The 25,542-nt window shown below is 74.1% G+C and carries 18 protein-coding genes; 9 read left to right on the top strand and 9 right to left on the bottom strand.

What is annotated here, in order from left to right:
• The first annotated feature begins 104 nt into the window (after window positions 1-104).
• Window positions 105-1,034, top strand: a complete 930-nt coding sequence (locus ACFXGN_RS22140; RefSeq protein ID WP_384861771.1) for a LysR family transcriptional regulator — start codon at window positions 105-107, stop codon at window positions 1,032-1,034.
• Between the two features lie 99 nt (window positions 1,035-1,133).
• Entirely contained in the window at window positions 1,134-2,975 is a 1,842-nt protein-coding gene (locus ACFXGN_RS22135; RefSeq protein WP_384861768.1) for a glycoside hydrolase family 3 protein, read from the top strand.
• Between the two features lie 217 nt (window positions 2,976-3,192).
• Here the strand turns inward: ACFXGN_RS22135 and ACFXGN_RS22130 are convergent, their stop codons facing one another.
• Window positions 3,193-4,638 (bottom strand): S28 family serine protease, encoded by a 1,446-nt coding sequence (locus tag ACFXGN_RS22130; RefSeq protein WP_384861765.1) that lies wholly within the window; start codon window positions 4,636-4,638, stop codon window positions 3,193-3,195.
• 99 nt (window positions 4,639-4,737) lie between these two features.
• Window positions 4,738-5,157, bottom strand: a complete 420-nt coding sequence (locus ACFXGN_RS22125) for a hypothetical protein (RefSeq protein WP_384861762.1) — start codon at window positions 5,155-5,157, stop codon at window positions 4,738-4,740.
• A gap of 146 nt (window positions 5,158-5,303) precedes the next feature.
• On the opposite strand from ACFXGN_RS22125, the gene ACFXGN_RS22120 reads away from it, so the two are divergent.
• Window positions 5,304-5,855, top strand: coding sequence for an RICIN domain-containing protein (locus ACFXGN_RS22120; protein ID WP_384861759.1), 552 nt, complete (start codon window positions 5,304-5,306; stop codon window positions 5,853-5,855).
• 139 nt (window positions 5,856-5,994) lie between these two features.
• On the opposite strand, the gene ACFXGN_RS22115 is transcribed toward ACFXGN_RS22120, so the two are convergent.
• Window positions 5,995-9,765 carry an ABC transporter ATP-binding protein gene (locus ACFXGN_RS22115; protein ID WP_384861756.1) on the bottom strand — a complete coding sequence of 1,257 codons (3,771 nt, stop codon included), beginning with the start codon at window positions 9,763-9,765 and terminating at the stop codon, window positions 5,995-5,997.
• Window positions 9,766-10,080: 315 nt separating this feature from the next.
• On the opposite strand from ACFXGN_RS22115, the gene ACFXGN_RS22110 reads away from it, so the two are divergent.
• Window positions 10,081-10,455 carry a hypothetical protein gene (locus ACFXGN_RS22110; protein WP_384861753.1) on the top strand — a complete coding sequence of 125 codons (375 nt, stop codon included), beginning with the start codon at window positions 10,081-10,083 and terminating at the stop codon, window positions 10,453-10,455.
• A gap of 207 nt (window positions 10,456-10,662) precedes the next feature.
• Here ACFXGN_RS22110 and ACFXGN_RS22105 read toward each other — a convergent pair whose 3' ends face one another.
• The 3 genes from ACFXGN_RS22105 to ACFXGN_RS22095 all read right to left on the bottom strand — a co-directional run bounded on the left by ACFXGN_RS22105 (window position 10,663) and on the right by ACFXGN_RS22095 (window position 15,083).
• Window positions 10,663-12,345: a thiamine pyrophosphate-binding protein gene (locus ACFXGN_RS22105; RefSeq protein ID WP_384861750.1), complete on the bottom strand. Its 1,683-nt coding sequence runs from the start codon at window positions 12,343-12,345 to the stop codon at window positions 10,663-10,665.
• A 219-nt stretch (window positions 12,346-12,564) separates the two neighbouring features.
• On the bottom strand, window positions 12,565-13,536 hold the full coding sequence (gene speB, locus ACFXGN_RS22100; RefSeq protein WP_384861747.1) for an agmatinase: 972 nt from the start codon (window positions 13,534-13,536) through the stop codon (window positions 12,565-12,567).
• Between the two features lie 68 nt (window positions 13,537-13,604).
• On the bottom strand, window positions 13,605-15,083 hold the full coding sequence (locus ACFXGN_RS22095) for a sodium:solute symporter (protein ID WP_384861744.1): 1,479 nt from the start codon (window positions 15,081-15,083) through the stop codon (window positions 13,605-13,607).
• A 211-nt stretch (window positions 15,084-15,294) separates the two neighbouring features.
• Between ACFXGN_RS22095 and ACFXGN_RS22090 the strand changes: the two genes are divergently transcribed.
• Complete coding sequence (locus tag ACFXGN_RS22090) at window positions 15,295-16,992, top strand: PucR family transcriptional regulator (protein WP_384861742.1); 1,698 nt, start codon at window positions 15,295-15,297, stop codon at window positions 16,990-16,992.
• 15 nt (window positions 16,993-17,007) lie between these two features.
• On the opposite strand, the gene ACFXGN_RS22085 is transcribed toward ACFXGN_RS22090, so the two are convergent.
• Window positions 17,008-17,688, bottom strand: a complete 681-nt coding sequence (locus tag ACFXGN_RS22085) for a hypothetical protein (protein WP_384861739.1) — start codon at window positions 17,686-17,688, stop codon at window positions 17,008-17,010.
• A 180-nt stretch (window positions 17,689-17,868) separates the two neighbouring features.
• Here ACFXGN_RS22085 and ACFXGN_RS22080 point away from each other — a divergent pair, with 180 nt between their 5' ends.
• From ACFXGN_RS22080 to ACFXGN_RS22065, 4 genes are all read left to right on the top strand, one after another.
• Window positions 17,869-19,614 (top strand): helix-turn-helix domain-containing protein, encoded by a 1,746-nt coding sequence (locus ACFXGN_RS22080; protein WP_384861737.1) that lies wholly within the window; start codon window positions 17,869-17,871, stop codon window positions 19,612-19,614.
• A gap of 89 nt (window positions 19,615-19,703) precedes the next feature.
• Window positions 19,704-20,861 (top strand): acyl-CoA dehydrogenase family protein, encoded by a 1,158-nt coding sequence (locus ACFXGN_RS22075; RefSeq protein ID WP_351782470.1) that lies wholly within the window; start codon window positions 19,704-19,706, stop codon window positions 20,859-20,861.
• A complete protein-coding gene (locus tag ACFXGN_RS22070) occupies window positions 20,862-21,734 on the top strand; it encodes an acyl-CoA thioesterase (protein WP_384861733.1) in 873 nt (290 codons plus the stop codon). It abuts the gene before it with no gap.
• Between the two features lie 20 nt (window positions 21,735-21,754).
• Window positions 21,755-22,702 carry a cation diffusion facilitator family transporter gene (locus ACFXGN_RS22065; protein WP_384861731.1) on the top strand — a complete coding sequence of 316 codons (948 nt, stop codon included), beginning with the start codon at window positions 21,755-21,757 and terminating at the stop codon, window positions 22,700-22,702.
• Window positions 22,703-22,762: 60 nt separating this feature from the next.
• On the opposite strand, the gene ACFXGN_RS22060 is transcribed toward ACFXGN_RS22065, so the two are convergent.
• The gene (locus ACFXGN_RS22060) at window positions 22,763-23,536 is read right to left on the bottom strand and encodes a phosphatase (protein WP_384861728.1); all 774 of its coding nucleotides are present in this window, start codon (window positions 23,534-23,536) and stop codon (window positions 22,763-22,765) included.
• Window positions 23,537-23,636: 100 nt separating this feature from the next.
• Window positions 23,637-25,361 (bottom strand): FG-GAP repeat domain-containing protein, encoded by a 1,725-nt coding sequence (locus ACFXGN_RS22055; RefSeq protein ID WP_384861725.1) that lies wholly within the window; start codon window positions 25,359-25,361, stop codon window positions 23,637-23,639.
• Between the last annotated feature and the right edge of the window lie 181 nt (window positions 25,362-25,542).

The following is a 25,542-nucleotide window of genomic DNA, read 5'->3' as shown; positions in this document are numbered from 1 at the left end:
CGAGCATGGCCGCCGCCGACCGTGTAGCACCAGCACGGGTTCCTTCATGGTGGGATGTAGCGGTACTACATCCACGGAGGACCGCTACACCCCAGGAGGGTTCCGTGCTGGACCTCGGCCGTCTCCGCGCCCTGCACGCCGTCGCCGTCCACGGCAGCGTCGGCGCCGCCGCCGCCGCGCTCGGCTACACGCCGTCGGCGGTCTCCCAGCAGATCGGGAAGCTGGAGCGGGAGACCCGTACGACCCTCCTGGAACGCAGCGGGCGGGGCGTCCGGCTCACCGACGAGGCGCACCAGCTCGCGGGGACGGCACAGCGGTTGCTCGCGCTCGTGGAGGAGGCGGAGGTGCGGCTGGAGGAGCGGCGCGGGCTGCCTTCGGGGCGGCTCTCGATCGCCTGTTTCGCGAGTGCGGCGCGCGGTCTGATGCCCCGGGCGCTCGCGGAGCTGACCCGGCTGCACCCGGACCTGGACGCGCGCCTCTCGGAGGTGGACCCGCACCTCTCGGTCGATCTGGTGGCGCGGGGCGTGGTGGATCTGGCGGTGGCGCACGACTGGGACATCGCGCCGCTGCCCGCGCCGCCGGGGGTCGAGCAGGCGGTGATCGGGGACGACCGGTGCGATCTCCTGGTGCACCGGGAGCATCCGCTGGCGGGGCGGGCGTCGGTGCGGCGGGAGGAGCTGGCGGCGGAGCGGTGGATCTCGCAGCCGCCGGGGACGGTGTGCCACGACTGGCTGACGCGGACGCTGCGGACGACGGGGTTCGAGCCGCTGATCGCCCATCAGGCGGAGGAGAACCACACGCAGGTGGCGCTGGTGGCGGCCGGTCTGGGGATCGCCCTCGTGCCCCGGCTGGGCCGTGGGGCGCTGCCGCCCGAGGTGGTGGCGGTGCGGCTCGACCCGATGCCGACGCGTCGGCTGCACGCCATGTGGCGGACCGGGGCGGCGCGGCGCCCGGCGATCAGGGAGACGGTCCGTACGCTCCAGGAACTCTGGCCCGGGATCGCCGCCGTGGGTGATTCCCGCACGGGTCCTTGACCTGGAAGTTATTTTCGGGTTATCCGTGACTCCGTGGAAGTTTCCTTCACCGGACGCCTCCGCACGAGCCCTCCCCTCGCACGGCCGGAAGGAGCATCAGTGCACCACCGCGCCCCCGTCTCCACCCCCACCCCCTCCAGACGCGCCCTCCTCACGGTGACCGCCGCCGCCGTCGCGGCGACCGCCACCGGAGCGGGCACCGCCACCGCCCGCACCGCGCGCGAACGGCCCGACGACCGGAAGCTCCGGCGGATCATCGACCGGATGTCCCTGGCGGAGAAGGTCGGCCAGCTCTTCGTGATGCGGGTGTACGGCCATTCCGCGACCGCCCCCGACCAGGCGGACGTGGACGCCAACCTCAAGGAGATCGGCGTACGGACCGCCGCCGAGCTGGTCGAGCGCTACCACGTCGGCGGGATCATCTACTTCACCTGGGCCCACAACACCCGGGACCCGTTCCAGATCGCCGAGCTGTCCAACGGCATCCAGCGGGCGGCGCTCGCCCGGGGCTCCCGGGTCCCGGTGCTGATCTCGACCGACCAGGAGCACGGCATCGTCTGCCGGGTGGGCGAGCCCGCGACCCTGCTGCCCGGGGCGATGGCCCTGGGCGCCGGGGGTTCGCGCGCGGACGCCCGCCGGGCGGCGCGGATCGCGGGCGCCGAACTGGCAGCGATCGGCATCCGCCAGAACTACGCCCCGGTCGCGGACGTCAACGTGAACCCGGCCAACCCGGTGATCGGGGTCCGGTCCTTCGGCTCCGACCCGGCGGCGGTCGCCGGGCTGGTCACCGCGCAGGTCCAGGGCTACCGGCTGGCCGGGGTGGCGGCGACCTCGAAGCACTTCCCCGGGCACGGGGACACCGCCGTGGACAGCCACTACGGGCTGCCGACGATCACCCACACCCGGGAGGAGTGGGAGGAGCTGGACGCCCCGCCGTTCCGGGCGGCCGTCGCGGCGGGCATCGACTCCATCATGACCGCGCACATCGTGGTCCCGGCGCTGGACCCGAGCGAGGACCCGGCGACCCTGTCCCGGCCGATCCTCACCGGGGTCCTGCGCGAACGCCTCGGCTACGACGGGGTGGTGGTGACCGACGCCCTCGGCATGGAGGGGGTGCGCACCAAGTACGGCGACGAGCGCGTCCCGGTGCTCGCCCTGAAGGCGGGCGTGGACCAGCTCCTCAACCCGCCGAAGCTGGACGTGGCCTGGAACGCGGTCCTGAGGGCGGTCGAGAACGGCGAGCTGACGGAACGGCGCCTCGATGAATCGATCCTGCGCGTGCTGCGCCTGAAGGCGGGGCTGGGCCTCCTCCGGAATCCGTACGTGACCCGGGCGGGCGTCGCCCGGGTGGTGGGGAACGCCGCGCACCTGGCCCAGGCCGACCGGATCGCGGAGGCCACCACGACGCTCCTGGTCAACGAGGGCGGCTTCCTGCCGCTGAGCCCGGCGCGGCACGGCTCGGTCCTGGTCGTCGGCGCCGATCCGGCGTCCCCGTCCGGGACCACGGGCCCGCCGACGGCGACCCTGGCGACGGCCCTGCGCGAGCTGGGGTTCACCGCGACGGCGCTGCCCACCGGGACCGCTCCGACGGCGGCGCGGATCGAGGAGGCGGTGGCCGCGGCGGCGGGGAAGGACGTCGTCCTGGTGGGGACGTACAACGTCACCGGGGCCAGTGCGCAGCGGACGCTGGTCGCGCGGCTCGCCGCGACCGGGGTGCCGGTGGTGACGCTGGCGATCCGCAACCCGTACGACGTGGCCCGGCTGTCCGGGCAGCGGGCGACGCTGGCCACGTACGCGTGGACCGACGTCGAACTCCGCGCGGCCGTAAGGGTGCTGGCGGGCCGGGCCCGGCCGGTGGGACGGCTCCCGGTCCCGGTCCAGAGCGCGGACGACCCGACGAGGGTGCTCTACCCGGTCGGGTACGGGCTGTCGTACCGCTGACGGCGCTCCGCCCGGACGGCCGGCAGGGGCCGGTACGGGCTCGCGGCGCCGCCGGTGTCCCGCCCGGCCGGGCGGGACACCGGACACGGCACCGGTGGTGGGGCGCGCCGCCGGACGCGCCCCGCCACCGGTGACCGTGGCCGGTACCGCCGGTGACCGGGATCAGCACCGCCGGTGAGCCGGGCCGGTACCGCCGGTGACCGGGGTCAGCCGGGTGTCACGGCCGCAGGCCGTGCTCCTTCGTCGCGTCCTCGTCGACCGGCTTGTCGATGCGGGCGTCGAAGCGGGCGAGGGGCTGCGCCGCCGCGACCGCAGGGGCGGGGACTCCGGCCCAGGCGAGGATGCGGGCGGTGGCCTTCTCGCGCTCGGCGTCGACCAGACCGGCCACGTTCGCCCCGTGGTTGGCGCCCGGCGCCGTGTACACGTAGCTGTCGCGCGCCTTCTTGCCGAGGCGGAACTTCTCCGAGCCCCACGGGTCGTTGCCGCCGTAGACGAAGAGCATCCGGTCCGCGTTGTTGCGGACCCAGTTGTCGACGTCCCGCATGGCGTGCGGCTGGAACTTCATCGGGATCTCGCGCGGCACGAAGTTGCGGGCGGGCTGGTAGCCGTAACGGCTGAGGCCCTTGAGGTGCGGCTGCTTGATGCTGGGCGAGCCGAGCTGGGTGGCCGCCTGGTAGTAGTACGGCGTGTACGGCTCCAGGCCCTGGTCGGTGTAGGCGGACCAGCCGGAGTAGGCGTCGATCGTCTCGTAGACGGTGTCGTCGCTCGCGGTCCTCGCGTCCGGGATCTGGTCGCAGACGTCCTGGCCGTAGTACTGCCAGAAGCCCCACACGAAGTCGAGGACGACGGCCTCGTACGCCTTGTCGACGGTGCCGATCGTCCGGAAGGTGGCGCCCTCCGCCTCGGCCCACGCCTTGTACTTGGCCTGGAGCGGGGCGCGGCGGACGAGGGCCTCGCGCTGCATGTCGTTGAGGCGGTCGCGGCACTCCTTGGTGCCGACGGTCGCGAAGAAGCGGTCGTAGGCCGAGTCCTCCTTGTCGACCACGTCGTTCGGGGCGACGTAGGCGACGACGCCGTCCATGTCACGCGGGTAGAAGCGCTCGAAGTAGGTGGCGGTCATGCCTCCCTTGGAGGCGCCGGTGGAGAGCCACTTCTGGTCGTAGATCTTCTTCAGGGCGGTGAAGATCCGGTGCTGGTCGCTGGCCGCCTGCCAGATGTCGAGCTTCGACCAGTCGGCGGGCTGCGGACGCGACGGCGTGAAGAAGCGGTACTCCATGGAGACCTGGTTGCCGTCGATGATCCGGGTCGGTTCGGCCCGGCTCGGGGCGGTGCTGAGCGAGTAGCCGCTGGTGCGGAAGACCGTGGGGCGGGCCGTGTCCTTGTGGAGGACGGAGATCCGCTGGTCGAACGTACCGGCCCAGGGGCGGCGGTGGTCGATCGGCTGCTTGTAGTTGAGGACGAAGAAGCGGTAGCCGGCGACCGGCTTCTCCTCGATCAGGCTCATCCCGGGGATCGCCAGGATGCGGTCCTTGATGTCCGTGCTCCGCGAGTCCGCGACGGCCTTGCGGGTGGTGTCCGTGTCCGCGGCGGTGGCCACACCGGTCGAGCCGACGGTGCCTATGAGCAGCGAAAGAGCCGCGGCCCATCTCAGCGACTTGCGCATTCGTCCTCCCCTTGATTCACAACGGTGCCGTGAACCTAGCGGGGGTGACGTGTGGACCGCCAGACCCAGTTGGTCCTTACCCTTGGACTTTCCTTCGCATCAGCACAGGATCCAGCCCGTGGCGGTGCCCCGTCCGGCGACCGAACCGGCCGCGCGGACACAGCGGTTGAGGGAGTGGACGGTGACGGGCCCGGCCTGCCGGTCGAACCGTCCGGATTGGACGGCGGGCCTTGCGCCACGCGGCTGGAGGGAGACGGACATCGCGCGGTGGACGCCGGGCCGTTTGGCGACGGTGACGGCGCAGGCGTAGTGGCGGGTCCGGTAGAGCCGCAGCTCGCCGGTGGCGAAGGAGACGGTCTTGGCGGGCCGCCCCCGGCAGACGCTCGCGGCGTCGGCGGCGTCGGCCCCGGAGAACGGTCCGGCACCGGGCAGGACGAGCAGCATGACGGCGGCGAGCCCGGTCACGAGGACCCGGACCGCCCACCGCCCCGGCCGGACGGCCGCCGTGTCCCTGCCCATGTGACCCCTCCCCGAGAAGATCCGCGTACGGGCGTACGACGCGCCCCGAGGCGGAACGGTTGCTTCCGGGGCGCCCGGGGGCACGGCGCCCCTAAGCTCGGCGACAAGATCGTTTCAGGACCTTCCGAAGGCCGAGGAGCCCGGACATGGGGATCATGAAGAACCCGGCGAGGACGACGGTGACCGGCGCGGTCGCCCTGGGAGCGGCGCTCGCCCTGCTGCCCGGACGGGCGAGCGCCGACGAGCCCGCCTGGTGGTACGACATCCGGAACGTCAACAGCGGGCAGTGCCTGGAGATACCGGGCGGCCAGACCCACAACGGCGCCCCGGCCCAGCAGTGGGGCTGCAACGGGGGCCTCAACCAGCGCTGGATCCACCACGAACGCAGGAACGCGGACGGCTCGGTCTCGGTGCGGTACGAGAACGCCCAGGCGCGCGGCAAGTGCCTGGAGGTCGCCGACTGGCGCACCGACCCGGGCGCACCGCTGCGGGTCTGGGACTGCCACGCGGGCGCGAGCCAGTGGTGGACCGACATCCCGTACACGGACAGCACCGCGCTCCGGAACGACCACAGCGGTCTCGTCGCCGACGTCTCGGGCGACAGCACCGCCTACGGGGCGCCGGTCGTCCAGTGGAACAACAAGGTGTGGGAGTCGGGGAACGCCAACCAGCGCTGGCGGTTCTTCGGCTACTTCTGACGGTCCCGCGCGGCGGGGGCGCCGAGGACCGGGCCCCGGCCGCACCGGGTCGCATCCGAGCGCACCTGTGCGCGCCCGCCCGGCCGCCCCCGACCGCCTCCCGGGTCGCGGGGGGCCGGGCCGGTCCCGCCGCCCCCGGTCAGACCCGCTCCGGCTCCTCCTCCGCCACGGTCTCCTCGCCGACGAACGCGCTCCACAGCGACGCGTACCGGCCGCCGAGCGCCAGGAGTTCCCGGTGGGTGCCGTCCTCCACGATCCGGCCGCGGTCCATGACGACGACCCGGTCGGCGCGGGCCGCCGTGGTCAGCCGGTGGGCCACGACCAGCGTCGTCCGGCGGCCCGCGAGACGCTCGGTGGCCTGGTTGACCTGCGCCTCGGTGGCCAGGTCCAGGGCGGCCGTGGCCTCGTCGAGGAGCAGCACGTCCGGGTCGACCAGCTCGGCGCGGGCCAGGGCGACGAGCTGGCGCTGCCCGGCGGACAGGTCACGGCCCCGCTCGGCGACCTCGTGCAGATAGCCGCCGTCGAGGGTGGCGATCATGTCGTGGGCGCCGACCGCGCGGGCCGCCGCCTCCACCTCCGCGTCGCTCGCCCCGGGACGCCCGTACGCGATGGCGTCACGGATCGTCCCCGCGAAGAGGTACGCCTCCTGCGGGACGACGCCGAGCCGGTGCCGGTACGCCGTGAGGTCCAGGTCCCGCAAGTCGGTGCCGTCGGCGGTGACCCGGCCGCCCGTCGGGTCGTAGAACCGGGCGACCAGCTTGACCAGGGTGGACTTGCCCGCGCCGGTCTCGCCGACGAACGCGACGGTCTGGCCCGCCGGTATCCGCAGGTCTATGCCGGACAGCGCGGTCTCGTCCTTCGGGGCGCCGTCCTCGCCCCCGTACGCGAAGGAGACGTCCTCGAAGGCGATCTCGCCGCGCAGCGACGGCACGTCGAGCGGGGCGCCGGGGGCGCCGGTGGACGTCGGCTCCCTGAGGAGCTCCTGCATCCGCTTCAGCGAGACGGCGGCCTGCTGGTAGCCGTCGAAGACCTGGGAGAGCTGCTGCACGGGGGCGAAGAACAGGTCGATGTAGAGGAGGTAGGCGACGAGCGCGCCGGTGGTGAGCGTGCCCCCCTCGATCCGGTTCGCGCCGACGATCATGACGGCCGCGGCGGCGGCCGAGGACAGCAGGGTCACGAACGGGAAGTAGACCGATATCAGCCACTGGCCCCGGACGCGGGCCTCGCGGTACGCGTCGCTGCGCTCGGCGAACCGGGCCGCGCCGGACCGCTCGCGGCGGAACGCCTGCACGATCCGGAGCCCCGAGACCGACTCCTGGAGGTCGGCGTTGACCACGCTGATCCGGTCGCGCGCCAGCTCGTACGCCCGCACGCTGGACCGGCGGAAGTAGTACGTGGCGACGGCGAGGACCGGCAGGGTGGCGAAGACCACCAGGGCGAGCTGCGGGTCGAGGACGAGCAGCGCCACCATGATCCCGAAGAAGGTGACCACCGAGACGAAGGCGGTGACCAGGCCCGTCTGCAGGAACGAGGACATGGCGTCCACGTCGGTGGTCATCCGGGTCATGATCCGGCCGGTCAGCTCGCGCTCGTAGTAGTCGAGGCCGAGCCGCTGGAGCTGGGCGAAGATCTTCAGCCGCAGCGCGTAGAGGACCCGCTCGCCGGTGCGGCCGGTCATCCGGGTCTCGGCGGTCTGCGCCACCCACTGCACGAGGACCGTCACCAGGGCCAGCGCGGAGGCCGCCCAGACGGCGCCGATCGCGAGCCGGTTCACCCCCTCGTCGATGCCGTGCCGGATCAGGACCGGAAGGAGCAGGCCCGCGCCCGCGTCCATGGCGACCAGGCCCAGGCTGATGAGGAGCGGCACCCCGAAGCCGCGCAGCAGCCTGCGGAGCCCGTAGGACTCCTCGGGCTCGACGGCCCGGGTCTCGTCGACGTCCGGGGTGTCGTCGGCGGGCGGCAGGGCCGCGACGGCGGCGAGCAGCTCGGGGGTGGCGCCGGGCGCCGCGCTCTCCCGGCCGTGCTCCTCCTCCCGTATCCACAGGGCCGGGGTGATGCCCCGCTCGGCGTCGAACTCCGCGTCCAGCTCGGCCCGCAGGGTGTGGTCCTCGGGCGGTACGGCGGCGGCGGGGTGGCCGGGCGAGACCGCGCCCAGCTCCTCGGGGTCGGTGAGGAGGCGGCGGAAGAGCGGGGAGCGGGCCTCCAGCTCGGCGTGGGTGCCGATGTCGGCGAGGCGCCCGTCCTCCAGGACGGCGATGCGGTCGGCGAGGCCGAGGGTGGAGCGGCGGTGGGCGATGAGGAGGGTGGTCCGGCCCGCCATGACCGACCGCAGGGCCTCGTGGATCTCGTGCTCGACCTTGGCGTCGACGGCGGAGGTGGCGTCGTCGAGGAGCAGCAGCCGGGGGTCGGTGAGGATCGCGCGGGCGAGCGCGACCCGCTGGCGCTGGCCGCCGGAGAGGGTGAGGCCGTGCTCGCCGACCTTGGTGTCGTAGCCCTCGGGCAGTTCGGCGATGAACCGGTCCGCGCGGGCGGCGCGGGCGGCGCCCTCGATCTCCTCCCGGGTGGCGTCGGGGCGGCCGTAGGCGATGTTCGCGCCGACGGTGTCGGAGAAGAGGAACGAGTCCTCGGGGACGAGTCCGACGGCGGCGCGCAGCGAGTCCAGGGTGAGCTCGCGGACGTCGTGGCCGCCGACGAGGACGGCGCCGCGCGAGACGTCGTAGAAGCGGGACAGGAGCAGGGAGACGGTGGACTTGCCGGAGCCGGAGGCGCCGACGACGGCGACGGTCTCGCCGGGCCGGATCTCCAGGGAGAAGCCGTCGAGGACCGGGTGGCCGTCCCGGTAGGAGAAGCTCACGTCGTCGAACTCGACGCTGGCGGGGGCGTCGGCCGGGAGTTCCTTCGTGCCGTCCTCGACGAGCGGCTCGGTGTCGATGAGGTCGAGGACGCGGTCGACGCCCGCGCGGGCCTGCTGGCCGACGGTGAGGACCATGGCGAGCATCCGGACCGGGCCGACGAGGGACGCCAGGTACGCGGAGAAGGCGACGAAGGTGCCGAGGGTGATCTGGCCCCGGTAGGCGAGCCAGCCGCCGAGCGCGAGGACGGCGACCTGGCCGAGGGAGGGGACGGCCTGGAGCGCCGGGGTGTACCGGGAGTTCAGCCGGATCGTGCGGAGGCGGCCCGCGTAGAGCTTCCGCCCGGCCTCGCGGATCTTGCCGGTCTCCTGGTCCTCCTGGCCGAAGCCCTTGACGACCCGGACGCCGGTCACGGCGCCGTCGACGACCCCGGCGACGGTGGCCGCCTGCTGCTGCGCGTACCAGGTGGCGGGATGGAGCCGGGTACGGCTCCGCCGGGCGATGTACCAGAGGGCGGGCGCCACGGCGAGGGCGACGAGGGTGAGCGGCAGGGACAGCCAGGCCATGACGGCCAGGGATATGAGGAAGAGCAGGACGTTCCCGAGGGTCATCGGGAGCATGAAGAGCAGGCCCTGGATCAGCTGGAGGTCGCTGGTGGCCCGGCCGATGACCTGCCCGGTGGACAGTTCGTCCTGCCGTCGCCCGTCGAGCCGCGAGATCGTCGCGTACATGTCGGTGCGCAGATCGTGCTGGACGTCGAGCGCGAGGCGTCCGCCGTAGTAGCGGCGGACGTAGGTGAGGGCGTAGACGAGGACGGCGGCGGCGATGAGGAGGCCGGTCCAGACGCCGAGGCTCCGGGTCTTCGTCCCGATGACGTCGTCGATGATCACCTTGGTGACGAGCGGCACCATCGCGAGCACGGCCATGCCGAGCAGCGAGGAACCGAGCGCGAGCAGGGTGTTGGTCCGGTACCGCCACGCGTATCCGGCGAGCCTGCGCGCCCAGCCCCGCGTCTCCGCCCCCTGTTCTCCGCCTTGTTCTTCCCCGACCGCCGCCACGAAGGTCCTCCCGTCCGTCCCGCTGTATCGCCTGCGCCAACACCCCCGACGTGCGATTTCATCCCGCTGTAACAATTCGGCGGAACGTTTCGGGCGCACGCGGGGCGCGCCGGGGGCGCCGCGGGCGCGCCGCGGGGACGTTCCCGGCGCCTCTCCCCGCGCCTCCCCCGGCGCTTGCGCCGCGCGTTCGCGGGGTCCGTGGGACGGACGGGGAACGGTGTGGCGAGTGTCCGCCAGACGTGCGGGTCCGGCGTTCTCGTGGGTAGGAGGAGGGGTGACGGACAGTGACGCTGGTGACGCTGTGGAAGGAGCGCCGTGGGGCGGGTCGAGGACGGGAAGCCGTACCGGTGGGGGCAGGTGTACGCGGCGCTGCTCGCCGTGAAGGGGCTGGCGGAGGGCGGCCGGATCGAGCCGGTGCCGGAGGCGCGGCTGAAGGCCGCGGCGGGCAGGCCGCTGGGCGAGTTCGAGGCGCTGCTCCCGCACTTCGGGCTCCAGATCCTGGCCGCCCGGCAGAAGGGCGGGGCGGTCGCCGGGGCCACGGCGACGGCCGCCGCCGACGTGGCCCGGTTCATACCGCCGGAGCGGATGGCCTGGGGCGGGCTGGGGCCCGCCGAGGCCGCCGGGTTCCGGCTGGGGTACGAGGAGCGGATCACCGCCTACCGGAAGGAGTGGGAGGCGCTGGTGGGGTGAGGGCCCCGGTCCCGGGCCCGGCGGGTCGTCTCCTCCCGCACCTCCGGCGGGCGGAGATGGGCCGGATCCTTCCCGCCCTCCGGTGGGCGGGGACGACCCGGACCCTTCCCGCACCTCCGGCGGGCGGGGACGGCCCGGACCCTCCCGCCCTCCGGCGGGCGCAGACGGACCAGTTCCTCCCGCACCTCCGGTGGGCGGATTCCCGGGTCAGAGGTGGGTCGGGGCGAACATCCTGAGGAGGGCCGGGAGGACGACGACCGAGGGGCCCGGGGTGGCGAGGGACTTGGTGAGGTCCTCCGTCAGGGTCTCCGGGCTCGTCAGGGTGGCGGGGACCCCGAAGGACTCCGCCAGGGCGACGAAGTCCGGGCGGGCCAGCTCGGTGCCGGTGGCCTCGCCGAAGGCGTCGGTCATGTACTCGCGCAGGATGCCATAGCCGCCGTCGTCGACGATCAGCCAGGTCACGTCCAGGCCGTACTGCCGTGCCGTCGCCAGCTCCGCGATCGAGTACATCGCGCCGCCGTCGCCGGAGACCGCGAGGACCGGGGTGCCGGGGTCCGCGGCGGCGGCGCCGAGGGCGGCGGGGAAGCCGTAGCCGAGGCCGCCCGCGCCCTGGGCGGAGTGCATCGTGTTCGGGTGCCGGGCGTCGAAGGCCGACCAGGCCCAGTAGGCCAGGATCGTCATGTCCCAGAAGCTCGGGGAGCGGTCCGGGAGCGCCTCCCGGACGGCCGCGACGAGCCGCTGCTCCAGGCCGAGGTCCTGGGCCTCGATCCGCTCCCGGACCTTGCCGAGGACGGCCGCGACCCGCTCGGGGGCGGTGGGGTCCCGCCGCTCGGGGACGGTCTCCAGGAGGGCCTGGAGGGCGAGGCGGGCGTCGGCGTGGATGCCGAGCGCCGGGTGGTTGGACTCCAGCTTCCCGGCGTCGGCCTCGATCTGGATCACCCGGCCGCGCGGGGCGAAGGTGTGGTAGTTCGAGGACAGCTCGCCGAGACCGGAGCCGATGACGAGGAGGACGTCGGCGTCCTCCAGGAAGTCGGTGGTGTGCCGGTCCTCCAGCCAGGACCGGAGCGAGAGGGGGTGCTCCCAGGGGAAGGCGCCCTTGCCGCCGAAGGTGGTGACGACGGGGATGTCCAGGCGTTCGGCGAGCGCGAGGAGCTTGCCGGAGGCGTCCGAGCGGACCACGCCGCCGCCCGCGATGATCGCGGGGCGCTCGGCCCCCGCGAGGAGGTGTGCGGCGAGCGCCGTCAGCTCGGGGCGCGGGACGACGTCCTCGGGGGTGGCGTCCATGGCCGTGACGACCGGCAGGGTGGTCTCCGCGAGGAGCACGTCCTGCGGGATCTCGACCCAGACCGGCCCGTGCGGGGCGGTGAGCGCCGATTCCCAGGCCGCCGCGAGGGCGGAGGGGATCTGGGACTGCGTACGGACGGTGTGGACGGACTTGACGACGTCCCGGAAGGAGGCCCGCTGGTCGCGCAGCTCGTGCAGATAGCCGTGGCGTCCGCCGCCGAGCCCGGCGGCGGGGATCTGGCTGCCGATGGCGAGGACGGGCGCGGAGGCGGCGGCGGCCTCCTGGAGCGCGGCGAGCGACATCAGGGCGCCGGGGCCGGTGGAGAGCAGCAGCGGGGCGGCCTCACCGGTGATCCGGCCGTAGGCGTCGGCGGCGAAGCCCGCGTTGTTCTCGACGCGGAGGCCGACGTACCGGAGGGCGGAGCGGCGGAGCGCGTCGAACATGCCGAGCGCGTGCTGGCCGGGGAGGCCGAAGACGGTGGTGGCGCCGAGGCCGGTGAGGGTCTCGACGACCAGGTCGCCGCCGGTGCGCCCGGCGGGCGGGTTCAGGGCCGCGGCGGTCTGCGCGGCGGTGGGGCGCAGGACGAGGTCGTGATCGTGGGTCATGGGTCCCTCGGGGCGTGGGGTGGTCTGTCGGTTGCGGCCCGGCGGCCGGGTCGTGCCCTCCACTGTCCCGCCCGGGGACGGGCGGGCACGACCCGGGGGACGGGTGGGCACGGCCCGGGGGGCGGGTGAGCACGGCCCGGGGGCGGCGCGGGGCCGGGGGGCACGGCCCGGGGGCGGCGGGCGCGGGGCCGGGCGTGGTGGGCCCGGCCCCGCCGCCGCCTACTGGGCGTCGCGTGCCGCGGCGATCTGCCGGGACATGATCGTCGTCAGTTCGTACGCGGTGTGCGAGGCGGCGACGGCGGTGATCTCGGCGTGGTCGTAGGCGGGGGCGACCTCGACGACGTCGGCGGAGACCAGGTTGCAGGAGGAGAGGCCGCGGAGGATCTCCAGGAGTTCGCGGGAGGTCATGCCGCCCGCCTCGGGGGTGCCGGTGCCGGGCGCGTGGGCCGGGTCCAGGCAGTCGATGTCGATGGAGATGTACAGCGGGCGGTCGCCGATGCGCTGGCGGAGCTGGTCGGCGACCTCGTCGGCGCCCCGGCGGTAGATGTCGGCGGAGGTGACGATGCCGAAGCCCATCTTCTCGTCGTCGGTGAGGTCCCGCTTGCCGTAGAGGGGGCCGCGGGTGCCGACGTGGGAGAGGGCCTCGGTGTCGAGGATGCCCTCCTCGACGGCCCGGCGGAACGGGGTGCCGTGGGTGTACTCGGCGCCGAAGTAGGTGTCCCAGGTGTCGAGGTGGGCGTCGAAGTGGAGCAGGGCGACCGGGCCGTGCTTCTTGGCGACGGAGCGGAGCAGCGGCAGGGCGATGGTGTGGTCGCCGCCGAGGGTCATCAGGCGGGCGCCGGTGCCGAGCAGCTCGTCGGCGGCGGCCTCGATCGTCTCGACGGCCTCGTTGATGTGGAACGGGTTGGCGGCGATGTCCCCGGCGTCCGCGACCTGGGCGAGGGCGAACGGGGAGGCGTCCTGCGCCGGGTTGTACGGGCGGAGCAGACGGGAGGCCTCGCGGATGGCGTTGCCGCCGAAGCGGGCGCCGGGGCGGTAGGAGACGCCGCTGTCGAAGGGGACGCCGACCACGGCGATGTCGGTGGTGCCGACCTCGTCGAGCCGCGGCAGCCGGGCGAACGTCGCGGGACCGGCGTACCGCGGGACGCGGGACGAGTCGATCGGGCCGCGCGGGGTGTTCTGGTCGCTCATGGCCGGGGTCCTCCTGGTGGGGTGGGTGCGGGGTGTCCGGACGGGTCCCGTCCGGTGCTTCGGGTGGTTCAGCCGGTGGTCACCGGGGTGGCCGGGACCTCGGCCGGGGAGTCGTCGGGCGTCTCCCGTCCCGCGAGGCGGGCGCGCCAGTGGGCGAGCACGGCGGCGTCCGTCCGAGGGGTCGCCAAGGAAACGATCACATAGGCGAGGAGCGATGCCAACAAACCACAGTAAACAGGCTCATTTGCCAGGATTCCGAAAGTCCACATCAGGCCGATGACGGACAGGCCGCCGACGGTGACGGCGGCGAGCGCGCCCTGCACGGTGCCGCGGCGCCAGAGCAGCCCGCCGAGGATCGGCACGAGCAGCCCGCCGACCAGCAGGTTGTAGGCGACGGTGAGGGCCTGGACGACGTCGTTGAGCGCGATGGCGATGCCGATGACGGCGACGCCCATGATCAGGATGAAGAGGCGGTTGCCCCTGACCTCGTCGTGGTCGTCACCGCCGCCCGTGCCGGTGGCGCCCCGCAGCCGCGACCAGATGTCGTTGTTGGCGACGGTGGCGCAGGCGATCAGCGCGCCCGAGGAGGTGGACATGACGGCGGCGAGGGCTGCGGCCAGGACCAGGCCCCGGACGCCCATCGGCAGTTCGTCCTTGACGATGGTGGCGAAGGCGTCGTCGGCGCTGGGCAGGTTCGGGTACATCACCTTGGCCGCGGTGCCGATGACGGCTCCGGCGAGGGCGTAGGCCAGGCAGTAGGTGCCCGCGACGGTGCCGCCCCACTTGGCGACCTTGTCGGTGCGGGCGGTGAAGACCCGCTGCCAGATGTCCTGGCCGATGAGCATCCCGAAGGTGTAGATCAGCACATAGGTGAAGATCGTCTCGCCGCCGATGCCGAAGGGCTCGAAGTACGCGGTGGGCAGCGCCGCCTTCATCTCGGCGAAGCCGCCGGCCTTGACCACGGCGATCGGCAGCAGCAGGAGCAGCACGCCGATGGTCTTCACCACGAACTGCACCATGTCGGTGATGGTGATCGACCACATGCCGCCGAGGGTCGAGTAGGCGACGACGATGGCGCCGCCGAGGACGATCGCGACCGTCCGGGGCAGGTCGAAGAGGACGTCGAAGATCGTGGCGTACGCGATGGTCGAGGTGACCGCGAGCATCAGGGTGTAGGCCCACATGACGATGCCGGAGATCATGCCCGCCCGGCCGCCGTAGCGCAGGTCCAGCATCTCGGAGACGGTGTAGACCTTCAGCCGGGCGATGCGGGCGGAGAAGAAGACGCTGAGGGCGAGCAGCCCGAGGCCGATGGCGAAGACCATCCAGGCGCCGGAGAGGCCGTACTTGTAGCCGAGGCCCACGCCGCCGATGGTGGACGCGCCGCCGAGGACGATGGCGGCCATCGTCCCGGAGTACATCCAGGGCCCGAGGCGGCGCCCCGCGACCAGGAACTCGCTCTTGGACTTGGCGCGGCGCATACCCCACCAGCCCATCGCGAGCATTCCGGCCAGATACAGGACGATCACTGTGTAGTCGACGGCCATGGGGCCCTCCTTCGCGCACCTCGGTGGCGTGTCGTGCGGGGGAAATCCCGAAGGGCCGGGCCCGGCGGGAAGAACTCCGGAGACGGATCGCGGGGACATCCGCCCGTACCCGCGGCCTCTGGATGCCATGACAGTAGGTGGCCGGAAAGCAACGCAGAAGTGTACGTTTCCTCCACTGTCCGCGCGGGGAATGTACGAAGGATCCATGCCGATGACCTCTCCGGAACCCGCACCTCCCGGTTCCGCACCTCCCGGTTCCGTACCTCCCGGTTCCGTACCGCCCGCCCCGCCCGTCTCCCTCGCCGCGCTGCTCGCCCGCCGGGACCTGGGGCTGCGGCTGCTCGCGGGGCCCGGGGACGTCCCCCTGCACTGGGTGCACACCTCGGAGATGGCCGACCCGTACCCGTACCTCCTCGGCGGCGAGCTGCTGATGACGGCGGGCGTGCAGCTCACCGATCCGGCCCGGTACGTGGAGCGGGTGGCGGCGGCCGGGGCGGCGGCGCTCGCCTTCGGCGTCACCCCCGTGTACGACACCGTCCCCGACGGGCTCGCCGAGGCCTGCGCCCGGCACGGGCTGCCGCTGGTCGAGGTGCCGCCGAGGACCCCGTTCACGGCGGTGGCGCGGGCGGTGTGGCGGCTGATGGCCGAGGCCCGGCTGCACGAACTGCGCCGGGTGACAGAGGCCCAGCAGTCCCTGGCGGCGGCTGCCGCCCGCCCGGCGCCGGTGCCCGCCGTCCTCTTCGCGCTGGCCTCGCGCCTCGCCGGGCGGGCGGTGCTCTTCACGGCGGACGGCACCGAGTCGGCGGCGGCGGGCCGGGACGTGCCGGAGGAAGCGGCGCGGGCACTGCGCGAACTGGCCGGGGTACTGGGCCCCCGGCCCGGCGGCCCCGCCTCGGCCAGCGGCGAGGGCGGCGGACTGCGGCTCGCCGCGTACGCGCTGGGCGGCGGCGAGGGGCTGACCCTCGGTGTGGCGACCGAGCGGCGCGTCCCCGGGGACCGCACGGTGGCGGGCGTGGCGGTCGTCCTGCTGTCCCTGCTGACGGCCCCGCACCGGGGCGCGGACGTGACGGTACGGGACGGGGCCCTGGTCCGGCTGCTCCTCGGCGCGCCCCCGGCGGAGGTGGCCGACGCGCTGGGCCCCGGCCCGTGGACGGTGGTCCACGCCTCGGGCGGCGACGGCACCCCCTTCGCGACGGCGGAACTGGCGGCGGCGCTGGGAACACCCCTGGTGGACGCGGGGACCCCTGCGGAGACGGGCGCGCACCGAAGCGCGGGCCCGCGCACGGGCACGGAGCCGGGTCCGCGCACCGGTCCGGAGCCGGGTCCTCGTACGGATCCGGCCACGGAAGCCGACCCTCGCACGGGACCGGGCCCCGGACCCGGTGGCGGACCAGGACCCGGACCGGGACCGGGACCGGGTGGCGGACCGGCCCCCGTCGCCGGTCCGGCATCCGGTCCCGTCCCCACCGGTCCCGCCCCCGTACGCCTCCTGCTGCCCGCTTCCTCCCCGGCGACGGCCCAGCCGGGCTGGACCCTCGGGGTGTCCGCACCGGCCGGGGCGGACGAGCTGGCCGCCGCCGACGCGCAGGCGTCCCGGGCGCTCCGCCGGGCGAAGGCGACCCGGGCGGCGCTCGTCCGGCACCGTCCGGGTGGCCTGGCCGCGCTCGTGGACCCCGGCGAAGCCGCCGCCCACGCCCACGCCCTCCTCGCCCCGCTGGGCGAACCGCTCCGGGAGACCCTGCGCGTCTGGCTCTCGCTGCACGGGAGCTGGGACCGGACGGCGGTGGCCCTCGGCGTCCACCGCAACACCGTCCGCCAGCGGATCACCCGCTGCGCGGCGCTCCTCGGCCTGGACCCGGACGATCCGGACGTGCGGATGGAGCTGTGGTTCGCGCTCGGCGTCCGGTGACCCCCGGCGGGCCCGTCACCAGAGCTTGGCCACGGCCGTGCGGGTGGTGTCCCGGAAGGCGGTCAGCGGGGCGTCCGGCAGGTCGCCGAGCTGGCCCCACCGGACGTAGGTGACGGTCCGGCCGTCGCGGCCCACCGAGAAGAGGTGGATGTCGGTGCTGCCGACCTGCCGGTCGACGGTGTCCAGGCTGTAGACGTACGCGCCCTCCTCGACCGCGACCGTGCCGTGGGCGCGGCTGACCGCCTCCACGCCCGGCTCCTGCTGTTCGAGGCGCTTCCCGCAGCCCGCGAGCGCGGTGCGCACGGCGCCGACGAGCCGGACGGCCTCCGCCTCGGTCGGGGCGACCGTGGTGACCTGGAGGCCGCCGGTGTCGAGTTCCGTGCGGAACTCCCGGTGGCGGGTGCCCGCCGCCGGGAGGACGCCGGGCGCGCAGAGGACGCCGTACTCCGGCAGCCCCTGGACGATCCGGCCCGCCGTCCAGGACGTCAGCGACGGCGGCAGCTGGGCGGCCGACAGGAAGGCGGGCTGCGCGGCCACGGCGGTACGGGCGGGCACCGCCGGGGCGGCGGCGGACGGGACTGCGGCGGACGGGGCGGTGGCCAGGGCCGTGAGGCCGAGGGCCGCGGTGGTGACGGCGAGCGCGGCACGGAGCCGGGCGGCGGTGCGGGGCTGTGCGGCGGTGCGGGACGGAGTCATGGCTGGTTATCCCCCGGTGGTTCGGTGGTCGAGCGTGCGTTCGGACTCCCTCAGCCTCCGGGCCGCTCCGGGGCCGGGACAACGGCCCCGGGCGCCCTTCCCGTCCCGGAACCATTCCACCCCCGTTGACGTGGGAAGACGTGGGTGGGACGGGACATCACGGGGAGGGGGACCGCGCTCATGGCGAAGGCGGGAGACGCGGCGGCCGAGGAGTTCGCGGCGCGGGTGCGGGCGGTGAAGGAGCGCGGCGGGCGCAGTTACGAGGCGCTGGGACGGCGGCTGAACGTCGCCGCGTCCACCCTGCACCGCTACTGCACCGGTACGACCGTGCCGGAGGACTTCGCGGTCGTGGACCGGCTGGCCCGGCTGTGCGGGGCCGACGAGGAGGAACGCCGCGCCCTGGAGGAGTCCTGGCGCCGGGCGGACGCGTCCCGCCGCCGCCAGACGACGGCCCCGCGCGCGCCCGCCCGGACCACCCGCCCCGCCCGGACCCCGACGACGGACACCCGGCCCCCGGCCGCTCCTCCGATGGCCGCCCCTGCGATGGCCCTTCCGGCGGTGGCCCCTCCGGCGGTGACCGCTCCGGACCTCCCGCCCTCACCCGCCCCGCCCGCACCGCCCGCACCGCCCGCACCGGCGCCCCCGGCCCTCGCGGCCCCGCCCGGCCCGGCGTGTCCGGCCCTCCCGGCCCCGCTCCCCCCGGCCCCGACGACGGCCGTTCCGGCACCGGCCGGTGCGAACCACCCTGCGACGGCCTCCCCCGCACCGGCGGCTCCCGCCCGGCCCGACCGCACGGCCCCGGCCCCCGCCGCCCCCTCGCCCGCCTCGCCCACCTCCCCCTCCGCTCCCCCGTCCATCTCCCCGTCCACGAACGGAACCCGGCTCCCGTCGGCCGGCGGAAACGTTCCCCCACCGGGCCGCCCCGCGCGGTCGGCCCCCGCGCACCCGCTCCACCCGGCCGCCGGTCCGGAAGACCCGCCCACCGCGCGACCGGCCCCGGCGGACCACCACGACGGCGGGACCGGACCCGCGCCCGGCGGACGCGTCCGTGGCGGGGCCCGGCGCACGCGGGCCCGTGCGGGCCTGGTCCCCGGAGCCGCCCTCGGAGCCGTGACGGCCGCACTCGGAGCCGTACTCCTGCTGGGGGATCCCGGGCCCGGCGGCCGGGGCGGCGCGGACGCCGCCCCCGCAGCCCCCACCCCCGTCACCGCTTCCGCTTCCGCTTCCGCTTCCGCCGGAGAGCACTCCGGAGAGCACGCCAGAGGCCCCGCCGAGGCCCCCGTGCCGTTCACCTGGGCCGTCGCCTCGCACGTCTGGCGGAACGGCTGCGGGCACACCTACCTCGTCGACCGCGCCCCCGCCGCCGTCGACGCCCCGCCGCCGCCGGGCCGGGCGCGCGGCTGGGCGGGGGCGCACCGGGCCGTGCACGGCGGCGAGACCCTGGTCCGGATCTCGCTCCAGGGGCGGTCCTCGACCGCCGTCGTCGTCCAGGCGCTGCACGTGCGGATCGTCGGCCGGGCCGCGCCCCTCCCCTGGACGGCGTACCGGATGGACGACGGCTGCGGGGGCGCCCTCACCCCCCGCTCCTTCGCCGTGGACCTCGACCGGCCGCGCCCGCTCGCGAAGCCGGTCGCGGGGTACGACGCCACCGGGGAGGGGCGGGACATCCCCGCCGTCGCGTTCCCCTACGCCGTGACCGCCGCCGAGCCGGAGGAGCTGCTCGTCTCCGCCCGGACGGAGGGGTGCGACTGCCGCTGGTACCTCGAACTGGAGTGGAGCTCCGGCGGGCGGACGGGCACGCTGAGGATCACGGACGAGGACGGACGCCCGTTCCGCACCAGCGGGACGGTGGGACGGCCGGTGTTCGGGTACGACTCCCCCGGAGGGCGCTGGATCACAGACGGGGAGTCTGGACAGAGCGGGTGACCGCTGGGTAACTTCGGAGACGACAGGCTGAGCAAGCGCTTAGACAAGTGCTGGGGCCGGACAGGACCGGAGACGAAGGAGGACGGCTCGTGCGCCGTACCGTATTCAACGAGGACCACGAGGCGTTCCGGGAGACCATCCGGGCCTTCATCGAGGCCGAGGTCGTCCCCGTCTACGACGAGTGGTTCGCCGCGGGCCAGGCTCCGCGCGACTTCTACTACAAGCTCGGCGAGCTGGGCATCTTCGGCATCAACGTGCCCGAGGAGTTCGGCGGCGCGGGTCTCGACACCCACAAGTTCGAGGCCGTCCTGTACGAGGAGACCTCCCGCGCGGGCGTCCAGTTCGGCGGCTCCGGCGTCCATGTGCTGCTCGCCCTGCCCTACATCAAGATGCTCGCCACCGGCGACCAGAAGAAGCGCTACCTGCCGAAGTTCGTCTCCGGCGAGGAGATGTGGGCCCTCGCCATGACCGAGCCGGGCACCGGCTCCGACGTCGCGGGCATGAAGACCACCGCCAAGCTCTCCGAGGACGGCACGCACTACGTCCTCAACGGCTCCAAGACCTTCATCACCGGCGGTGTCCACGCCGACCGCGTCATCGTCTGCGCCCGCACCTCCGCCCCCAGCGCCGAGGACCGCCGCTTCGGCATCTCCCTCTTCGCCGTGGACACCACGTCCGAGGGCTACTCGATCGGCCGCAAGCTCGACAAGCTGGGCCTGCGCACCTCCGACACGGCCGAACTGGCCTTCGTCGACGTGAAGGTGCCCGTCGAGGACCTCCTCGGCGAGGAGGGCAAGGGCTTCTCCTACCTCGGCCACAACCTGGCCTCCGAGCGCTGGGGCATCGCCTTCGGCGCCTACGCCCAGGCCAAGGCCGCCATCCGCTTCGCGCAGCAGTACGTGCAGGAGCGCACCGTCTTCGGCAAGACCGTCGCCTCCTTCCAGAACACCAAGTTCGAGCTGGCCGCCTGCCAGGCCGAGACCGACGCCGCCGAGGCCGTCGCCGACCGCGCCCTGGAGGCCCTGGACGCGGGCGAGCTGACCCCGGCCGAGGCCGCCAGCGCCAAGCTCTTCTGCACCGAGGTCGCCCACCGCGTCATCGACCGCTGCCTCCAGCTGCACGGCGGCTACGGCTACATGAACGAGTACCCGATTGCCCGCCTGTACGCCGACAACCGCGTCAACCGCATCTACGGCGGCACCAGCGAGATCATGAAGTCGATCATCGCCAAGTCGATGGGCCTGTAAGTGCCCGACGAGCACGGACCCCTGGACGCCCTGCTCGATCTGCTCGACCTGGAGCGGATCGAGCGGGACATCTTCCGCGGGGAGTCCCGGTCCGCGCTCGTCCCCCGCGTCTTCGGCGGCCAGGTGGCCGCCCAGGCGCTGGTGGCGGCGGGCCGGACCGTGCCCGGGGACCGGCACGCCCACTCGCTGCACGCGTACTTCCTGCGCCCCGGCGACCCCTGCGTGCCGATCGTCTACACCGTCGACCGCATCCGCGACGGCCGCTCCTTCACCACCCGACGGGTCGTCGCCGTCCAGCACGGGCAGCCGGTCTTCCATCTGTCGGCCTCCTTCCAGACGTACGAGGAAGGTCTGGAGCACCAGGCGGACATGCCCGCCGCGCCGGACCCGGAGTCGCTGCCGACGGCCGCCGAGACGCTCCCCCTGCACCTGCCCGCCGAGATCGCGGACCGGCTCGTGGAGGCCCGCGCGGCGGTCGACCTGCGGTATGCCGACACCCCGCCGTGGGGGTCGGTCGGCGAACCGCGCGCACCGCGCTCCCAGGTGTGGTTCCGCACCAACGGCAAACTGGCCGACGACCCGCTGCTGCACGTCTGTCTGGCGACGTACGTCTCCGACATGACGCTCCTCGACTCCGTCCTGCTCGCCCACGGGCGCGGCGGCTGGGCCGTCGGGGACGTGGTCGGCGCCTCCCTCGACCACGCGATGTGGTTCCACCGGCCGTTCCGCGCCGACGAATGGCTCCTCTACGACCAGGAGTCGCCGTCCGCGTCGGGCGGGCGGGGCCTCGGCCAGGCCAGGATCTGGACCCGGGACGGGAAGCTGGCGATCTCGGTCGTCCAGGAGGGTGTCGTGCGCGTCCCGCGCGACTGACCGGACATAACGTCCGGTCCATGGCGGACAACGGCGAGAGCACCTTCACCGTGGTCGTGGCGGCGGCGGCCAACCTCGGCATCGCCGTGGCCAAGGCCTTCGCGGGTGTGATCAGCGGATCGAGCGCGATGCTGTCGGAGGCCGCGCACTCGGTCGCCGACACCGTCACCGAGGTCATGCTGCTCACCGCGCTGAAGCGGAGCGAGAAGCCCGCCGACGAGGACCATCCCCTCGGGTACGCGGGCGAGCGGTACGTGTGGGCGATGCTCGCGGCCGTCGCCACCTTCGTCGGCGGCGCGGTCTTCTCCGTCTACGACGGCGTCCACACCCTCACCCACGGCGAGGAACCGGGCGACCCGCTCGTCTCGTACGTGGTCCTCGGCTTCGCCTTCCTCCTGGAGGGCTACTCGCTGCGGACCGGCGTCCGCCAGGTGAGGGCGGAGGCGGCGCGGACCCGGACCCCGTTCGGCCGCTATCTGCGGTTCATGCCCGACACCACCGTCAAGGCGGTGGTGATGGAGGACTCCGCCGCCCTCGCCGGACTGATGCTGGCGGCGGGCGGCCTGCTCGGCGGACAGCTCACCGGCTCCGGCGTCTGGGACGGCGTCGCCTCGGTCCTCATCGGCCTGCTGCTCGTGTACGTGGCCTGGGTGCTGGGCCGCTCCAACGCCGAACTGCTCGTCGGCCGCCCGCTGCCCCGCGCGGTGCGCGGACAGATCCGCGAGGAGCTGCTCTCCGTCCCGCACGTGGTGGACGTGCTCGAACTGACCACCCTCGTCCAGGGACCCGGGGAAGCCCTGGTCGCGGCGAAGATCGACTTCCGGGACGTCTCCTCGGCGGCCCAGGTCGAATGGGCCTGCGAGGACGCGGAACAGCAGCTCAGGGAACGCTTCCCGGAGATCCGCCGGGTGTACCTGGACCCGACGCCGGGACTGGGACAGCGACGGGACACCACCGGCCCGACGTGACGGCCGGACCTGTCGGAGAGGGACAGGCCGGACCTGTCGGAGGGGGGACGGCCGGGCCGGTCAGAGGAGACCGGCCGCGTCCAGCGTGTACGCGGTCATCGGCTCGTAGAAGCGCGGGTCGAGGACGTGGTCGTCGAGCGGGATCGTGACCTGGAGGGTGCCTTCGGCCTCGCCGATGAAGAGGGCGGGGTCGTTGCAGTCCGCGTAGCCGACGGAGTCGACGCCGCGCTGGCCCGCGCGCCCGGCCCAGCCGTGGTCGGCGACCACCAGATCGGGGCGGCCCTCGTCGCCGAGCGCGTCGAGGATCGCGTTCATCGGCTCCGGGGAGTGGGTGTGCCAGAGGGTGGCGCCGCGCTCGAACACGGCGACGTCCGCGAACTGCACGACGTACCCCTCGTCGGCGACGAGCCCGCCGGGGATGCGGACGATGTCGCAGCCCCGGGCGCGCAGGGCGGCGGCGACCCGGCTGTGCACGTCGATGAGGGCGCCGGGGTGACCGGTCGCGAAGAGGACGCGTTCCCGTCCGGCGGCGGCCTTGCGGAGCCGGGCGGCCAGCCGGTCGAGACCGTCCACGGTCAGCTGCGGGTCGATGGTGTCCTGACCGGCCCGGTGGGCCGGGTCGTCGACGACCCCGCACCGCTCGGCCATCACCGCGAGCACGTCCTGCTCGTCGGCCCACCGGTCACCGAGCTCGAGCCCGAGCCAGTAGTGCCGGTCGCCGTTGGCGAGCTTGCGGTAGTGGGAGAGGTTGTTGTCGCGCGGAGTGGCGACGTCTCCCGCGATCCGGGTACGGACGAGGTGCTCGACGAGGGCGTCACGGCTGAGTATCGGCATGACCCTCATTCTGCGCGAAGGACCCACGGGCCGTCGCGGGTGTTCGAAGTGCGGTCGGCCACGGGGCCCGCCGGATGGGCGGGTCCCGTGGCGGGACGGGTCAGAACAGCAGGTCGTAGGTGTTCCAGCCGCTGCCGATCCGCTGCCGGGAGGAGGACGTGCCCTGGTAGAGCCAGAGGACTCCGGACCGGTCGCGGGCGACGAAGTCGGCCTTGCCGTCGTCGGTCACGTCTCCGGTGACCACCAACTGGTCGTACGCGCCCCAGCCGCCGCCGACCCGGACCGGCTTCCCGAAGGGCGCGGTCGCCCGTCCCGTACCGGGGTACGTCCACAGGACCCCGGCCTTGTCACGGGCCAGCAGGTCCGCGCGGCCATCGCCGGTCAGGTCGGTGCCGCCCGCGAGCCGGTCGAACGCCCCCCAGCCGCCGCCGACGCGCACCCGGGCCTTGAAGCGGTTCGCGGTGGTCTGGCTGCCGGTGCCCGCGTAGAACCAGAGGACGCCCGCCTTGTCCCGGGCCACCAGGTCCATCAGCTTGTCGCCGTTCAGGTCACCGGCGCCGACGATCCGGTCGTAGGCGTTCCACCCGGCGCCGACGCGCACCCGGGTCGCGTAGGTGCCGCCCCGCACGCCCGTGCGCCGGTCGTAGTACCAGAGCACACCGCTCTTGTCCCGGCCCACGACGTCGCCGAGCCCCCGGGTCGCGGCCGTGGGACCGACCCCGTCCCAGGTGAACGGACCCTGGGTGTACGGCGAGAGGGAGGTCACCGTCGAGTACGTCCCCCAGCCGGTGCCCATGGCGACGCGCGGGCCGAACGGAGCGGCAGCCCTGCGGCTGCTGGTGTACTCCCACAGCTTCCCGGCCGCGTCGCGGGCGTGCAGCCCGTGGAACGGGCGGACGGTACGGCCCTGCGCCGCGAAGGGCGCGCTGACGTGCTTGACGTCGGACTCGTCCCAGAAACCCAGGTCGTAGATGTCGTAGCGGGTGAACGCCTGGAGCTTCTGCGCGTACCGGCCGGGCGAGCTGGTCAGCTCGTAGCCGATGACGTGGTCGCCCTCCTTCAGCTCGCAGGCGATGTTGGGCAGGTAGTCGGGCAGCGTCGCCAGGCGGACCTCGCAGACGGCGCCGGAGGTCGTGGTGACGCCACCGATGCGCAGGGGCGGCGTATTGGCCGAGAGCTGCCCCTCGATGTCGGATATGCGCAGCGTCAGACGGCCCGCGTCGTTCGCGTGGACGCGCAGCTGCTGACGGACCTTGCCGCCCTCGGGGACGGCGGGCAGGTCGAAGCCGACCGTGTTGAGGAGCGCGTGGGCGCGGGACTTCACCGTGACCTTGCCCGTGCCACGACCGGCGTCGGCGGGGAGGGAGCCCGCGCTGCGGGCCTCCTTCACGGCCTCGGCCAGGTCTCCGCCGCGCGGGAGCCGGGCGAAGCCCCAGTGGAGGGTGGTGTCGGTCGCGTCATGGGGAATCTTGACGTCCGGCTGCTGATTGACGGGGCCGTCGCAGACGAAGACACCGGTGTACCCGGCGGGCTGCGCGCAGTAGTACGGGTTGGGGACGTACCCCTTCGGGAATCCCGCGCCCGCGCCCTCCGGGTCCGTCATCGGCTGCGTGCCGACCGTGATGACCAGCCTGTCCCAGGCGAGGGTCCCGGATTCGACGAGCGGGTAGAAGCGCGGCATCGCCCCGGGTGCCGCGACCACGTCGTACCCCGAAAGCCGCACCGGGTCGGCGGCGGCCGCGGGGTGCGCGGGAAGGAGGGCGGCCGTGGTCAGGAGTCCCGCGACCGCGCTGAGCGTGGCGGTACGGCGGTTGAGGTGTCTCATGGGTCCTTCGCTGGATCGTGCGGGCGACACCCGGCCGGGAGGTCCGGGCCGGGTGTCGGTGGTGTGGTGGGCCTACGACCGGGCGTGGGCCCCCCCCCCCCCGGCGCCCCCCCCCCCGGCCCGCCCGTCAACGGGCGGGCGGGCGCCGAGAAAAATGCCGGGATTGCGGGGGGCCCAACCG

It is taken from the genome of Streptomyces sp. NPDC059247, assembly GCF_042754005.1.
Lineage (GTDB): Bacteria > Actinomycetota > Actinomycetes > Streptomycetales > Streptomycetaceae > Streptomyces.
The sequence above is the reverse complement of the archived record's forward strand: the minus strand, read 5'-3'. Positions and strand labels throughout refer to the sequence as shown.

What these genes read in the sequence shown, in the direction of transcription:
- ACFXGN_RS22130 (WP_384861765.1), bottom strand. Translation starts at nt 4,638, where the DNA reads ATGCGCAAGTCGCTGAGATGGGCCGCGGCTCTTTCGCTGCTCATAGGC.
- ACFXGN_RS22125 (WP_384861762.1), bottom strand. Translation starts at nt 5,157, where the DNA reads ATGGGCAGGGACACGGCGGCCGTCCGGCCGGGGCGGTGGGCGGTCCGG.
- ACFXGN_RS22120 (WP_384861759.1), top strand. Translation starts at nt 5,304, where the DNA reads ATGGGGATCATGAAGAACCCGGCGAGGACGACGGTGACCGGCGCGGTC.
- ACFXGN_RS22105 (WP_384861750.1), bottom strand. Translation starts at nt 12,345, where the DNA reads ATGACCCACGATCACGACCTCGTCCTGCGCCCCACCGCCGCGCAGACC.
- speB (WP_384861747.1), bottom strand. Translation starts at nt 13,536, where the DNA reads ATGAGCGACCAGAACACCCCGCGCGGCCCGATCGACTCGTCCCGCGTC.
- ACFXGN_RS22095 (WP_384861744.1), bottom strand. Translation starts at nt 15,083, where the DNA reads ATGGCCGTCGACTACACAGTGATCGTCCTGTATCTGGCCGGAATGCTC.
- ACFXGN_RS22090 (WP_384861742.1), top strand. Translation starts at nt 15,295, where the DNA reads ATGACCTCTCCGGAACCCGCACCTCCCGGTTCCGCACCTCCCGGTTCC.
- ACFXGN_RS22085 (WP_384861739.1), bottom strand. Translation starts at nt 17,688, where the DNA reads ATGACTCCGTCCCGCACCGCCGCACAGCCCCGCACCGCCGCCCGGCTC.
- ACFXGN_RS22080 (WP_384861737.1), top strand. Translation starts at nt 17,869, where the DNA reads ATGGCGAAGGCGGGAGACGCGGCGGCCGAGGAGTTCGCGGCGCGGGTG.
- ACFXGN_RS22065 (WP_384861731.1), top strand. Translation starts at nt 21,755, where the DNA reads ATGGCGGACAACGGCGAGAGCACCTTCACCGTGGTCGTGGCGGCGGCG.
- ACFXGN_RS22060 (WP_384861728.1), bottom strand. Translation starts at nt 23,536, where the DNA reads ATGCCGATACTCAGCCGTGACGCCCTCGTCGAGCACCTCGTCCGTACC.
- ACFXGN_RS22055 (WP_384861725.1), bottom strand. Translation starts at nt 25,361, where the DNA reads ATGAGACACCTCAACCGCCGTACCGCCACGCTCAGCGCGGTCGCGGGA.